The sequence below is a fragment of the Paenibacillus sp. GYB006 genome (assembly GCF_036577645.1).
Lineage (GTDB): Bacteria > Bacillota > Bacilli > Paenibacillales > Paenibacillaceae > Paenibacillus.
In genome coordinates this window covers 291,147-305,427 of sequence record NZ_JARBDA010000004.1, presented here as the reverse complement: position 1 = coordinate 305,427, position 14,281 = coordinate 291,147, and the positions used below count along the sequence as shown (strand labels likewise).

General features: G+C 41.0%; 10 protein-coding genes and 1 pseudogene. 4 read left to right on the top strand and 7 right to left on the bottom strand.

The window, feature by feature from the left end; genetic code table 11:
* Positions 1-142 precede the first annotated feature (142 nt).
* The 7 genes from PV403_RS12650 to PV403_RS12620 all read right to left on the bottom strand — a co-directional run bounded on the left by PV403_RS12650 (position 143) and on the right by PV403_RS12620 (position 8,949).
* On the bottom strand, positions 143-1,972 hold the full coding sequence (locus PV403_RS12650) for an ABC transporter ATP-binding protein (protein WP_332084872.1): 1,830 nt from the start codon (positions 1,970-1,972) through the stop codon (positions 143-145).
* The gene (locus PV403_RS12645; RefSeq protein WP_332084999.1) at positions 1,932-3,707 is read right to left on the bottom strand and encodes an ABC transporter ATP-binding protein; all 1,776 of its coding nucleotides are present in this window, start codon (positions 3,705-3,707) and stop codon (positions 1,932-1,934) included. The genes PV403_RS12650 and PV403_RS12645 overlap by 41 nt, the downstream gene beginning before the upstream one ends.
* Positions 3,707-4,099: a hypothetical protein gene (locus PV403_RS12640; protein ID WP_332084871.1), complete on the bottom strand. Its 393-nt coding sequence runs from the start codon at positions 4,097-4,099 to the stop codon at positions 3,707-3,709. Before PV403_RS12640 ends, PV403_RS12645 begins: the two co-directional genes overlap by 1 nt.
* A 775-nt stretch (positions 4,100-4,874) precedes the next feature.
* Positions 4,875-5,753: a carbohydrate ABC transporter permease gene (locus PV403_RS12635; RefSeq protein ID WP_332084870.1), complete on the bottom strand. Its 879-nt coding sequence runs from the start codon at positions 5,751-5,753 to the stop codon at positions 4,875-4,877.
* Between the two features lie 16 nt (positions 5,754-5,769).
* Positions 5,770-6,660, bottom strand: a complete 891-nt coding sequence (locus PV403_RS12630) for a carbohydrate ABC transporter permease (protein ID WP_213533826.1) — start codon at positions 6,658-6,660, stop codon at positions 5,770-5,772.
* A gap of 47 nt (positions 6,661-6,707) precedes the next feature.
* A complete protein-coding gene (locus PV403_RS12625; protein ID WP_332084869.1) occupies positions 6,708-7,985 on the bottom strand; it encodes an ABC transporter substrate-binding protein in 1,278 nt (425 codons plus the stop codon).
* Positions 7,986-8,070: 85 nt separating this feature from the next.
* Positions 8,071-8,949, bottom strand: coding sequence for an AraC family transcriptional regulator (locus PV403_RS12620; protein WP_332084867.1), 879 nt, complete (start codon positions 8,947-8,949; stop codon positions 8,071-8,073).
* 297 nt (positions 8,950-9,246) lie between these two features.
* Between PV403_RS12620 and PV403_RS12615 the strand changes: the two are divergent.
* The 4 genes and pseudogenes from PV403_RS12615 to PV403_RS12605 all read left to right on the top strand — a co-directional run.
* Positions 9,247-10,686, top strand: a pseudogene (locus PV403_RS12615) (metallophosphoesterase); the annotation flags it as partial.
* Positions 10,687-10,710: 24 nt separating this feature from the next.
* On the top strand, positions 10,711-11,250 hold the full coding sequence (locus tag PV403_RS25310; RefSeq protein ID WP_442951764.1) for an S-layer homology domain-containing protein: 540 nt from the start codon (positions 10,711-10,713) through the stop codon (positions 11,248-11,250).
* Positions 11,251-11,494: 244 nt separating this feature from the next.
* Positions 11,495-13,051, top strand: a complete 1,557-nt coding sequence (locus tag PV403_RS12610; protein ID WP_332084864.1) for a spore germination protein — start codon at positions 11,495-11,497, stop codon at positions 13,049-13,051.
* A complete protein-coding gene (locus PV403_RS12605; protein WP_332084863.1) occupies positions 13,044-14,279 on the top strand; it encodes a Ger(x)C family spore germination protein in 1,236 nt (411 codons plus the stop codon). The genes PV403_RS12610 and PV403_RS12605 overlap by 8 nt, the downstream gene beginning before the upstream one ends.
* The last annotated feature ends 2 nt before the right edge of the window (positions 14,280-14,281 follow it).

Genomic DNA, 14,281 nt, shown 5'->3' with positions numbered 1-14,281 from the left:
TGTAGGAATCCAATCAATGGTTAACATAATATATATTAAGTTCACTTATTAATAATAGCGATTCCTATTTATCACTCTACAAAATAAAAAGTGCCCAAAAGTCATATAGACTCTCTTGGCACTTTTTTTTAGATCCCCCTTTTCAGACATATGATGGGGTTAAAGGGATACCCTCTCCCTTAGAATGACGATATAATTCCTCATAAAAACCTTCTATCTCTAAAAGCTCTTTATGTGTTCCTGTCTCCACAATCTCTCCTTGACGCAAGACCACAATACGGTCCGCATGCATGATCGTTGATAAACGGTGCGCAATAACAAGGGTTGTTCGACCTTTGGATACGACATTCAGTGCTTGCTGAATCGACTGCTCTGTCTGCGAATCGAGATTAGCGGTAGCTTCATCGAGAATAAGAATTTTCGGACGATAGACGATAATTCGTGCAAAGGACAAAAGCTGACGCTCTCCAGCAGATAACCCGCTCCCACGCTCAGACAATCTCGTATCGTATCCATCAGGCAGACGACCTATCATTGGATCTGCTCCTACGAACTCACAAGCACGAATGACCTCTTCACGGCTGATCGTGTCGTCGAACATTCGGACGTTATCAATAACACTGCCTGCATACAGATAAGGTTCTTGCTGAACAAGACCGACGACCCGCTGCAATTGTTCCTGCTTCATGTCACGAATATCATGACCATCTATTTGGATACTTCCCTCCTGCACATCATAAAACCGGCATAACAGACTCATGAGCGAACTTTTCCCTGCCCCCGTTGTACCAACGACACCGATCATCTCTCCTGGGCGGATATGAAGATCTAACCCGCGAAATACCGGTTGTCCGCTTTTATATCCGAAGGTGATTTCATTAAAATCAACACGTCCTTGTATGGATTCTAGATCTACATGGCGTGTATTCGGCTGGTCCAAGATCTCCGTTTTCGTATCAAACACGCTCCAGATCCGATTAACCGCAACCGTAGCAGATTGTAGTGTGTTCCACTGCTGAGTAATCGCATTGATCGGCTGAAAGAACTGACGAATATACGTAATAAATGCATATAGTACACCAAATTCTAGTGTATGACCGAGTACGGCTAAACCGCCAATCCAAGTCACAAAAGCGATGGTTAGATTACTAAGTAAATCAAAGGAACGATTAAATAGAACCATCGTACGAATCTCGCGCAGATTTGCTTTAAAATAGGCTTCATTCTTTTCATTAAACTGATCTGCTTGTGCTTTCTGTTGCTGAAAGACCTGAATCAGATTCATACCAGATAGATTCTCTGATACGAACGCTATAAGCCGGGATAGCCGGGTACGAGCCATCTGGAACGTATTTCGCATATAGGTACGGAATGAGATTGATATCAGTGCAATGATCGGAAGTAGAACGAGACAATATGCGCCAAGCGTAGGATCAAGCTGGAACATCATGACCATGATAAAAATTAACGAAAGACCATCTCGTAAAAGGGTGAGCAGTACTTGATTAAAGAATTGGTTAACGGCTTCTGTATCGCTGGAAACATGAGTAATCAGACTGCCGTTCGGTGTTTTATCGAAATAAGACATAGAGAACTTTGTAATATGTTCAAATAACTCTTTTCTTATTTTGGCTACGATATTTTGACCTGCGTATTGCAGTAAATTGTTCTGCAAATAAGTAAACACAAATCCTGAAACTGATAAACCAAAATAAATCATACAGATGATAAGGATCCGATTAAAATTGTTCTCCCCCGTCATCAGGTTGTCGTCAATAACGACTTTGACTAAATAAGGTTGAAACAGTTCGGATGCAATGGCAATGATCGTACAGATGACAACCAAAATAAACGTAAATCGATGCGGAATCATATAGGAACCGAGGATTCGAAAGGCTGACTTATACTTTGGTTTCGGCTTGCCTTCCGACTTATGTTCTATATTCCCGGTAACATGAATAGGACACGGCATGCTTACTTCCCTCCTCTTGAATCGCATGAAGCACAGCATATGGCCCAATTTCAGCTAATAACTCTTCATGCGTTCCTCGCTGCACGATTCTTCCTTCATCCATAACGATGATTAGATCTGCGTGCCTCAGAGCACTAATTCGATTCGCAATAATAATCGTGGTCTTTCCTTGGCGTTCTTCTTGAATCGTCTGTAGAATTTCAGTCTCCGTTACCGCATCGACTGCACTTACGCTGTCATCTAGAATCATGAAGGGAGCTTGTTTGATAAGACCTCGTGCAAGACTTGTTCGCTGTCTTTGTCCTCCAGATAGAGTAATGCCGCGTTCTCCAAGTTTCGTTTCAAATCGATCAGGAAAATCCATAATATTATCATAGATTCGTGCTTTTTTCGCCGCGATCTCGATTTCTTTTTGTCCTGCGTTCCTTTTAGCAAAAGCAATGTTCTCTCGTATACTTGTACTAAAGAGGAAGCCGTCTTGTGGTACATAAGCAATCTGGCTGCGCAAACTTTCAAGTTCTATGCGCTGGATATCCATTCCGCCGATCGAGATCGTTTGTTTTGGAGACTCATAGATTCGAAGTAGCAGCTTCACAAGGGTCGTCTTACCGCTTCCTGTACGTCCAACAATACCGACCGTCATACCGGGTTCAATGTACAGATCAATATCGTGCAGTGCTGGCTGAGACGTTTCTGGATAGGTAAAACTTAACCCTTCGATATGTATTGCTGCTTGATTCATCTCGAGTGGAACAGCGTCTTCTGCTTCTTTAATATCCGGCTCCACAGTTACGAGATCATTCAGTCGCTGTAAGGAGGCGCTTGACCTCTGCACGGTATTAATTACGTTCCCGATCTGCTGAAGGGGGCCTATAAGCATTCGAACATATAATGTCAGTGCAACGAAATTCCCAAGCGTGATCCTTCCATTAATGGTGAGATAACCGCCAAGGGCGATCGCTAGAATCAAAGACATAGACCCAAGAAACGGAATAAGTGCTTGAAATAACGATGAGATGCGAATAAGGGAAAGCTGATTATCACGTATTTGATCAACATAAGAACCAAACCGTTTAATCATGACCTGTTCTACTGCGAATTTTTTCGTAACACGTATACCGCCAAACTGCTCTTCCGCAGACTCCGTCATGGCAGCAAGTGACTCCTGTACTTTTAAAGACCGTTTACGAATAGAGGGTCCAAACCTTGTCACAATCCACGGAATCAAGAATAAGGGTCCAACAGCTACAGCAATAAGATAGAGCGGGATATCACTAAGAACCATAGCTCCGATACAAGATATTAATAACATCGATCCCATAGCCATCTGATTGATCCCCATCGAGATCGATTCCCTTACACCCGTAACGTCATTCATAAAATAGCTTAAAAGCTTTCCTGTACCATTTTTTGAATAATAGTCTTCACTAAGTCCAGATAAGTGCGTGAATAACCTCCGGCGAGTGATGAGTTCAAATAAACGTCCGACATACATGATGAGATACTGGCCATATCCGCCAATCAGTGCATAACCTGCTCCGATAAATAGCAGTAATAGACTATAACGAACTACATCGTCCCTGATTAAATCCCCCGTTTGCAGACGATCTGTAAAGTAACCGAGAACTTTAGGGAAGCAAGCAAAGATTATACTTGCTGCCGCATGAAGCGTGATCGAGGAGACATAGATTTTCCATGTTTCTTTAAAATAGGGCTTTAATATACCGTTTGGCATCAAATTTGATTTTTTCCTCCTTCATTAGCATCTTCTACTGATTGAGTAACTTCTTCTGATGCATCAACTACACTGCCTTCCGTCACATCAAGCTGAAACATATGGATAAAATCATCCATCACCATTTCGATTGCCTTCAGTTCACCGCAGATTACTTGTTTAATTGATTCAAATTGCGGATCTTCTAACTGACGCTGTAAAGTCGAACGATTTACTTGGAGTTTCTCTAAAAAAGCAATCGCTCTTCCGCGCCGAAACGTTTGGACCTTTTTATGATGAGACCCGTTAAAATCTCTTTTTCCCTCCTTATCAGATGACCTCGGGCCTCGCTGACCTCGATGTTCATGATCTCTACGTCCCTGTCTACCTTCATGTCCTTGTCTTTCACGCATGAGCAGTTTCCTCCCTTTTCTTATCGTATACAAATGTATACGTTGTGTTGTTTGTATACAAATGTATACGATGCGTTCTGTACATGTCAAGGTAAACTTCATTTTTAACTTGGATAGAGATTTTTCGTATCGATCTGCACTTCCATGAAATTACACATGGTTCTATGTTTAGTCCTTATGTATATATAAGCTGATATCATCTAATTAAGAACGTACGTTCCCTCTCATAAAAAACCGCACTTTTTCTTCTTTTGTTGTCTACTTTTTTATTCTTGTACACTCATTTTTAGATATAAAAAGAAGAAATCTTCTGATTTTAAGCTCTTTCATCTATAGTTTTTGATACTATTCTCATTTCAGAACATATGTTCGGTACTCGTAAAAACAGCATTTTTTGATCATTTTTAGCTATATTTCCGTATATATTTCACATTAATTCCCTTTTTAAGTAGTTGTAAGGTAAATAAAGAATCCTTTTTCCCATGAATACAGCGTTATGGATACGAAGAGCTCCCCATGCAGCTTTCGTTAGCAGCATTTCTATATTTCCACGCTATAAAACAACCACTGATTACGTCTATTTAGTGTTCAAAATGTTTGATTTTGACGGACGCAAGAACGTACGTTCCTATACAGTATCCCGTTCATTCATCATTCTTCAACAGATCACCGTAATGCGTGGACTCATGCACATCACAAAAAAGCAAAGCCACCTGCGAATTAGGCAGAGCAGCTTTGCTATGTTTATTTTATAACTTTAACCTTATATCCTAAACTATCCTTTCACAGCCCCAAGCGCTACGCTGCCTATAATTTGCTTTGAGAAGATGGAGAATACAATGATAATAGGTACGATCGAGATGGCCACACCTAAATATAGTAATCCATAGTCCATTCCATAATATCCTTGCACCAATGCGACGAGCACAGGGAGCGGATATTTATCTAATGAGAAAAGAAGGACAAGCGGTGTGAGAAAGTTATTCCATGATCCAATGAACGTAAAGATCCCGAGTGCCGCAATAGCAGGTCCAAGAATCGGTAACACAATCTGATTAAATGTTCGAAACTCTCCTGCACTATCTACACGAGCAGATTCAATAATTTCATCGGGAATACTGCCTTCAATAAACTGTTTGATAAAAAACACATTAAACGCATTAGCTGCTGCGGGTAAGATAATGGCCGCATAACTGTCTAGCAGCCCAAGTGTACTAAACAAGCGATACATTCCGATTAGAGCAAGCTGGCCTGGAACCATCATCGTAGCGAGCAGAAACAAGAACAGCCCGGTACGTCCTTTAAACTTATACTTTGCAAAACCATATGCGGTAAGCGCCCCTATATATAAAGAAAGTACGGTAGAAGATCCCGCAATAAAAAAGCTGTTGGCGAAACCTCTCCAAATATTTATTTTGGAAGCCATGTTGAGATAATTATCGATAAGAAACTGTCCAGGAAGGAAAGTAAATGTTGATGCAATCGTTGCATTGTTATGTGTGGAATAGATAAGCATTAAATAAAAAGGGATGATACAGAGGATCGCGAGGCTCACTAGTATGAAATACACTAGTATTTTCCCTATGGTCATACTCTTCATATTTGTTTGTTTCTGTACAGCGATAGGCTGATCTGCCATTTTTGCCGGTTGCATATGATTTCCCTCCTCCCTATGAACTGCTCTTCCGCTTGGTCATCATAAAGGATATGGCTGAGAACAGAATGATGATTACGAATAAACAAAAGGCAATGGCAGCTCCGTAACCAAAACGAGTACTCTGGAATGCGACATTATATAGATACATGATACTTGTCATCGCTGCACGATCCGGGCCGCCTGAGCCATTCGTCAGTGTAAACGGCTGATCAAAAATTTGGATACCTCCAATGATTGACGTAATAATCTGAAAGAGAATGATCGGACGAAGCATCGGCACAATGATATGAAAGAAAATATGTTTTTTCTCAGCACCATCAATTTGCGCAGCTTCTTGCAGCGAAGGATCTATTCCTTGCAGTCCCGCAAGATAGATCACCATGGAGTATCCAAAATATTGAAAGAATAGAATAGAAGAAACAATAAGGCGCATAAACCAAGGATCATTCTTCCAATTGATTGGATCATCGATGATTCCGACTTGAACCAGAAAGTGATTCAGCCCCCCAGACTGCCAATCAAAGATTAGACTTACAAGCAGACCCAGCGAAGCAGCAGTAACGATATTCGGGAAGAAATAGACGGCTCGAAAGATGTCTCGCCCCTTCAGTAGTTTGTCGTTGAGAATAAAGGCGAGCACAAGAGAAACAGTAAGCTGCGGAACAACAGAGACTCCCCAAATAAAAAGCGTGTTAAAGAGTGTTTTATAAAAAAGCGGATCTTGTAGAACAGCAATATAATTGCCCAGTCCGACAAACTCGGGGGAAGTGATTCCGTCCCAATTCGTAAAACTAAGATATAGAGAGTAGAGAATAGGATAGAGTCCAAATATGAGGAAAATGAGAAAGAATGGCGCAATGAAGTAGTAACCGTAGTGGTCTTTGCGGATCGACTTAGCAAACATGAATGGTACCCCCCGTCATCGGAAATGTATAGCCCTTTACTTCAAAGCTAATCGACTTCTAGTTCCGGAAACCTTAATTTCACATCCCTTTTTATTCTCTTCACTGCTTCTTCTTTGGTCTGAATGTCGTTATTAAGATATAACTGAAGTACAATTTTAAAAATATCCGCATTAATGGTCGTATCGTATTTGGTTCGCTCATACACAGGTACCTGCTTTGCTGCCTCTGAGAAGAACTCAAAATGTTTCTGTCCTCCTAAATAATCAGAATTAACGGTTTTGGCAAGCTCATCATTCACAACCATATTGCTAGTAAAATAATCCTGTTCTTTTGCAAGTTCGGATAAGAAATCATGATCAAAGTTATAAAACTCAATAAACTTCCAGGCAAGATCCTTTTTATCACTTTTGCTATACATCGCAATATACGTGCCGCCTGAACTAAAAGCAGATGGTCCCTGAGCGAGACCCCATAGTCCCTTTGTATCCGGTGCATTCGCCTTAAACGTATACTGCAGTGCCCAAGTTGCTCCTGGATAGAACATAACCTGACCTTTTTGCATCGATGCAGCATAGCCGGCACTTCCATCGTCATACTCCCCAAGCACACGCCGCTGACGAGCTTCACGCACAAGATCCAGAACCTTCATATAGGTATCATCAATGACGAGTTTCCCATCCTTCACCCAAGGAATACCGTCATATGAATTCGATATCGCATTCCAGTTCGCCAGCGCATGAACTTTATTGCCGCTTTCCTGTTGTACCCGCTCTCCAATCTTAAAAATGTCCTCCCAAGTGCTAATCATCTGGCTAACTTTCTTCGGGTCATCCGTCCCCAAATATTGTTTTGCCAAATCTCTGCGGTAATAGATCCCCCCTGGTGTGCCTTGATAGCCAATCGCTCTGACGTTTCCTTCGCTATCCTTTTCATTAGACTGAACAAAAGGGTATTGCTCCTTAATAAGCTCATTCGCATCATATGGCGCTGCTGACAAATTCTCTAAATAAGGAACATCAATGAGCTCTCTTATATTGGCGTTCTCAATCATAAAGACATCGGGTGCTTTGGATGCGGTCTGTAGTGCTGATTTCAATTTCGTAATATAGAAACTCCCAGGGATATTGACGAAGTTTACTTTAATGTCTGGATATTTTTCTTCAAATTTCTCAATCGCATAACCCGCTTCATCCGTAAAACTCCAAATTGTAATCTCCTCTTGTTTTGAATGAGTCGTTCCTGTAGCGTTGCATCCAGATAACATCATTGCCGCAGTGAGAATAGCAATGACCGAGATATATTTTCGATTGAACTTCTTCTTCATTTGCCCCCTCCTCCATTAAAGTAAACGCTTACATTTATTAGAGTATAGTGATTTTGCAGAGGGCTTTCTCTTCAGATATTGCGAATTATCCTTCATATGTTGTGATCTTTGTGCGATGCTTCTTTCGAAATTCGGTGGGAGTGCAGTTATTGTATTTTTTAAATAGCCGATTGTAGGAGTTGATATTGTTAAATCCGTGCCTTATGGAGATATCTAGAATAGAGTCTTTACTGAATAGTAATGCCCATTCCGATTTGATAATGCGAAAATGATTTAAATACTCCATTAGGGTGACTCCCTTAAGCTCTTTAAACAGTGTACATACATAAAACTTACTGAATTTAATATGCTCCGCCACCTGATCGAGCTTAATATTTTCCGCATAGTGCTCTTCTAGGTACTCACAGATCGATTCGATGAATTCAAACTTCTTAGATGGTGAACATACTCGCCCTGACTTCGAAGTTTGGGGTGTCGGTGTTTTTATACGCAATAAATGAACAATGAGATCATAAAACCTGGCAATCATGGACCAGCGGTATCCCGCCTGCTGTTTGATGCTTTCATCGGATAAAATATCTAAATAGGCGCTTAGATTATTTTCACAACAGATGGTTGAAGGGATTAAAGTAGTCTCATGAAAAAGTTCTACCATTTCCTTTGCATCTTCTGTGACTACGAAACTCCCCGTGATCAGTTCTAGACGAAATAAAAGAATGGTAAGCTGATCCGTACCCGGCAAGAAACAGTGAACATCCCCCGGTTTAATAATCAGTATATCTCCCTGCTCAAGTTCATAAAGACGGTTATATACTCTAATCTTCGCATTCTTCCCCCTCACAACGACCATTTCGACTTCTTCATGCCAGTGAGAGGCATAATTGAATTGTCTACTCGTATGAATCACGCGTATAGGAAATCCTTCCGTCATATGACCTGTCTCAAGAAAAGTAGGTTCTCCCATCTGATCCACCCTCTCCTGTTTTCGCTTGCTATGAAAGTCATAACATCATTATATTATGCACGTGTCATCCTTCTCCCTCTAACAACAGATATAAAAAGATAAACGATTCATTAGATAGATTCTTTGAATTGGACATCTTATAAAGGATCACACATCCGTATATGCATTTTTACATTTGTTTATGGATTACATAATACTTTACATAATACGCTATGATTCAAACCTTAGAATTAACAAACGGTTGTTATGCTTGTCATGTCGGATTTGACATATACATCATACAGAGGAGTGTACTTAATGTTTAACATGTTTAAAAAGGGAACGGCATTTATGTTATCGTTTATTTTGGTGCTTAGCTTGGTCACTATTCCTTCCGCCTTGCCGGCTAGCGCAGAATCAGCAGAACGATCAGGTTCACTACAGAATCAGGAGATCAGCAAAGTAACAACCACCTTTTATGGAGATACAACAAGTTCGAAGGGGTTTACATGGTATACTTCGAAACAACTTACGGACAGTACCGTTCAAGTAATCAAGAAAACGGGGGCAGAGCCTGATTTTAACAAAGCCCTCACTTTTACAGGCACCTCTTCGATATCCACCAATTCACAAGAAGAGCTTGTACATAAAGCAGAAGCTTCGGGTCTTGAAGCAAATACGGTTTATTACTATCGTGTAGGTGACAAGGTACGAGGAATATGGAGCAAGGTGGGTACTTTCCAAACCTCTCCTCACAGCGGTGCATTTACTTTTATTGATATCGCGGATACGCAAGCAAAAACGGAAGAAGAAGCGATCCTCTCTTCCGAAACGCTTGAAAAAGCACTTCAAACCGTTACTAACGCTCAGTTTGTCGTTCACAACGGCGATATCGTAGATACAGGAACAAAAGAAGATCAGTGGAACTGGCTCTTAGGCCATTCTCAAGATAGCCTGCTGCAGACGACGATTGTTCCTTCTGCAGGTAATCATGAAGATGAGAACTTTGCTTTCTATGAACACTTCCATATCAACGAACCTGACGGCTCTGCTACAGAAACAGGAGCATATTACTCTTTTGATTACAGCAATGCGCATTTTATCGTACTGAACTCAAATGAAAATTCGGCCGAATATGCTAATTTTTCTGAAGAACAAGTGGAATGGTTAAAGAAGGACGCAACTGCTGCGAAAAAAGCGGGAGCAAAGTGGATTATTGTAAACATTCATAAAGGTCCTTATACGACTTCTCACCACGCAACAGATGAAGATATTATGGGTGAGAATGGCGTACGTAACCAAATCGCACCGCTCATGGCACAGCTTGATATTGATTTTGTTATGCAGGGGCACGATCATATCTACGCACGTACAAAACCGATCACTTCTGAAGGAAAAGCAACCTCACCAGAGAAAATAACGGAAACCTTAAATGGAGAAACAATTGAATACAGTGTGAATCCAGATGGAAGTATCTACGTTATTCCAGCGACAGCGGGGCCCAAGGTATATTACAAAAATAAAAGCGAAGAACTCGGAGACAGCTACTATCGTCTTTTCGAAAAGGCTGAAGAGCATCATGCTGCCATATATGGACCCGATCCAGATAAAAACGACAGACCAAAACGAAGCCAAGTACAGAATTTTGTCGGCATCACAATCGATGGAGACAAGTTCACTGCGGTGACATATGAAATCGATCAAAATAAAAATGAAGCTAAGCCTTTCATTGTAGATCAATTCGGGATCATCAAGAAAGACACGGCCGCAAGCACGGATCCAGTGGTATCTTTAAAAGACATTTCTGGTCACTGGGCAGAGAGCGCCATTCAGTCTGGGATCAACGCAGGATATATAAAAGGCTATCAAGATGAGACGTTTAAACCAAATGCGCATATCAATCGTGCTGAATTTATTACAATGCTAGGCCGTGCTTTACAAATGAAGGAAACAACAAGTTCACTTTCCTTTACGGATGCAAAGCAAATACCATCTTGGGCATCCTCCTATATCGCTCAAGCTGTAGAAGCAGGGATTGTAAGCGGGTATACAGACGGTACATTTAGAGCAGGTAAACAACTGAATCGTTCAGAAATAACGACCTGGATGGTTCGTGCAGCAGGACTTACGGTAAATAACAACGCCTCCCTCTCCTTTACGGATAAAGATTCTGTTCCCGCATGGGCAGTTCCATATGTTGCAGCAGGCGTTAAATCAGGTCTTGTAAGCGGTGTGGGACAAAATCGGTTTGCTCCCAAGCAATTAACCACCCGCGCGGAAGCAGCCGTCTTTATTGCAAAGCTGTTAAAGGTAAAGAATTAACGTTGTTTTGTCATTGTTTTAACATAGGTAAGATTTTAATTTTAGAGTTTACCGCAATAGTAAAAACCTCTTTCTCAATTTGATTAGAGAAAGAGGCAGACTGTAGACAAACTAGCTTAAACTAGTTTACCTACAGTCTTTTTTATTTTGTTTTACAGATTTTCTACTCGTTAACCACTCGATCGAATACTCTCTACCCAAAAGGATATAATACTCTTCAAAGTCAGTATAAGGAGGAAGCCAAGTGACAAAGAGGTCTGCCAATCAGCATAAAAAACAAGAAGCTTTGGAAGATCCTTCTGTCTCTTCTTCTAATGTACTGAGTTATGATCTTCATGACAATCTTACTCGCTTGCTTCAAAAACTAGGGAAAAGTTCAGATATCATGGTACGTCATTTTTCTAATTCCAGTCTATCGTGCGGCCCTCTTGCCCTCATCTATATAGATGGAATTGTTAATATAGACACGGTTAATCAAATGATCTTAGAACCTTTACTTCATGAATCTTCTGCCGTACATACTACCCCAACTCCAGGGCAAGCAGTTCTGAATATACAAAAACATCTACTTCCGATCGGTAGCCTGTCATCCGTTACTACGATTCATGACTCGATTCGGTCCATTCTTGAAGGAAATGTAATATTGCTGCTGGATGATGTGAACATAGCGCTTGCCGCAAATGTAACTGGATATGATAAACGAAGTATAGCCGAACCTACCACCCAAACTGTTATTCGGGGACCGAAAGAAGCTTTTACAGAGAGCCTGAGAACAGGTACCTCTTTAATTCGGCGCAAGATTAAGAATGAACAGTTGCGAATTGAAGAATTCAAAATCGGCAAACAAACACAAACTGGAGTGGTTCTCATATATCTTGAGGGCACAGCAGATGAGAGTGTAGTAAAAGAGATCCGCTCTCGTTTGAATTCGATAGATACAGATAGCATATTGGAGAGTAATTACATCGAAGAATGCATACAGGACGCACCTAACAGTCCTTTTCCAACGATCCAAAATACAGAACGGCCCGACTCTCTTGCTGCGGGTATTCTTGAAGGTCAGGTTGGGATCATTGTGGAAGGCACTCCTTTTGCACTGCTTGCACCCTTCACCTTTTTTAGTTTTTTTCAAACAAGTGAAGATTATTATCAGCGGATTGATATTGCTTCCTTTCTTCGAATCATCCGTTATTTTTGTTATTGTGTATCTCTTCTATTGCCTGCCTTATTCATTGCAATCACTACGTACCATCAAGATATGCTGCCTACCCCTTTGATTATTAGTTTGGCGTCTCAAAGGGAAGGCGTGCCTTTTCCTGCTTTATTTGAAGGTATCCTGATGGAGCTTGCGTTTGATATTCTTCGAGAAGCCGGAGTCCGGATGCCGCGCGCAATATCCTCAGCGATTTCTATCGTAGGGGCGCTTGTTCTCGGCCAGGCTGCTGTAGAAGCTGGATTTATCTCGGCAGCGATGGTCATTATTGTTTCAATTTCAGCCATCTCTAACTTAGTGCTTCCTTCTCAGTCTATATCTAATTCCATACGTCTGCTTCGCTATGTCATGATGCTGGCTGCCGGTGTATTAGGTTTATATGGAATTTTGACTCTTGTTGCGACTATCCTTGTACATTTACTTGGACTTCGCTCATTCGGCGTGCCTTATTTGTCACCTATTGCACCTCTAAAACCTTCGGAACTAAAAGATGTGTTAATCCGCAAACCAATACGGAGCATGGGGGATAGACCTGATTTCTTACGAAAAAAGAACAAAAAAAGACAAGGAAAGAAAAACCATGAGTAAATTTCTGCAGTATGTATTACGAAGATTAGTTCTGATCCTCAGTCTTTTGTTGATGACCTTACTTAGTGCTTGTTGGGATCGAAATGAACTCAATGAAATCGGAATTGTTTCTGGCTCTGCATACGACAGAGCGGGTGAATCATGGAAAGCTACCTTTCAGATCGTAAACCCAGCTCCTGGACAAGGTGGAACAACCGGAGGTAATGCTCCTATTCCCCCATTTTACACGTTTTCTTATCTAGGAAAGACGATTATGGAGACCATTAGCCGTGCCGATTTGTCCAGTACAAGACAGCTTTATTTTCCAAACTCACGAATTATGTTCTTAAGTGACGATACTGCTACCCATGGAATTTCAGAGCTTGTTGATGTTTTTTTAAGAAGGGAAAATTGTCGTGAGACGCTATATGTATTTATAACGAAGGGCAACGCCGGAGAATTACTCAGTCAAATTGTTCAGCTTTCAGAGAATCAAGGATCAGGAATTGAGACTTTGATTGAGCAGGAATCAACGGATGAATCTTTGTTTCCCGCAGTTCGATTATATGAACTCGCTAAAGATATCAGTTCTGTATCAAACAGCGCAGTAGTCCCTGAGATCGAACTTGTTGGAAAAGAAATTATAGATAAAGAAGATGAAAAAGGAACGACCGACTCCCCCTCTCGGCTTGAACTAACTCGTCTAGCTGTGTTTAAAAATGACAAAAGAGTGGGATGGCTCAATAAGAATGAATCTTTAGGATGGGGGTTACTAGCTAATCGAATCAATAGCACTTCTTTATCCTTCTCACCCAATCCCGATCGAACAGATAAAGAAGATGCCTCTTTTCAGCTACGAGCTGCTTCTTCTAAAGTTAAAGTTGCCTGGAATGGAGAAAATTACGTCATCGATATCCATGTAAAAGGTGAAGGAGATATTAATGAAATTGGTAGTGATATCGAAGTTAACAGAGAATCCATAAACAAAATGCAAGCTTCTATTGAAGATAAACTGACAGAGGCAATAGAGAATGCTTGGCGTAAAATACGCGAGATGGACGCGGATCCTGCACAATTTTCTGTCCGGATTCACCGGCAAGATCCTGCTCGTTGGAACGAAATTCAACAAAAGGAATTATGGGATCAAACCTATAGAAATATTGAAGTCCGACCACACGTACAGATCCAAATCAAAAATACAGGGATGCAGGGACGATCATTTAAAGCCTTGCTGCAGGAAAATAGATAAAA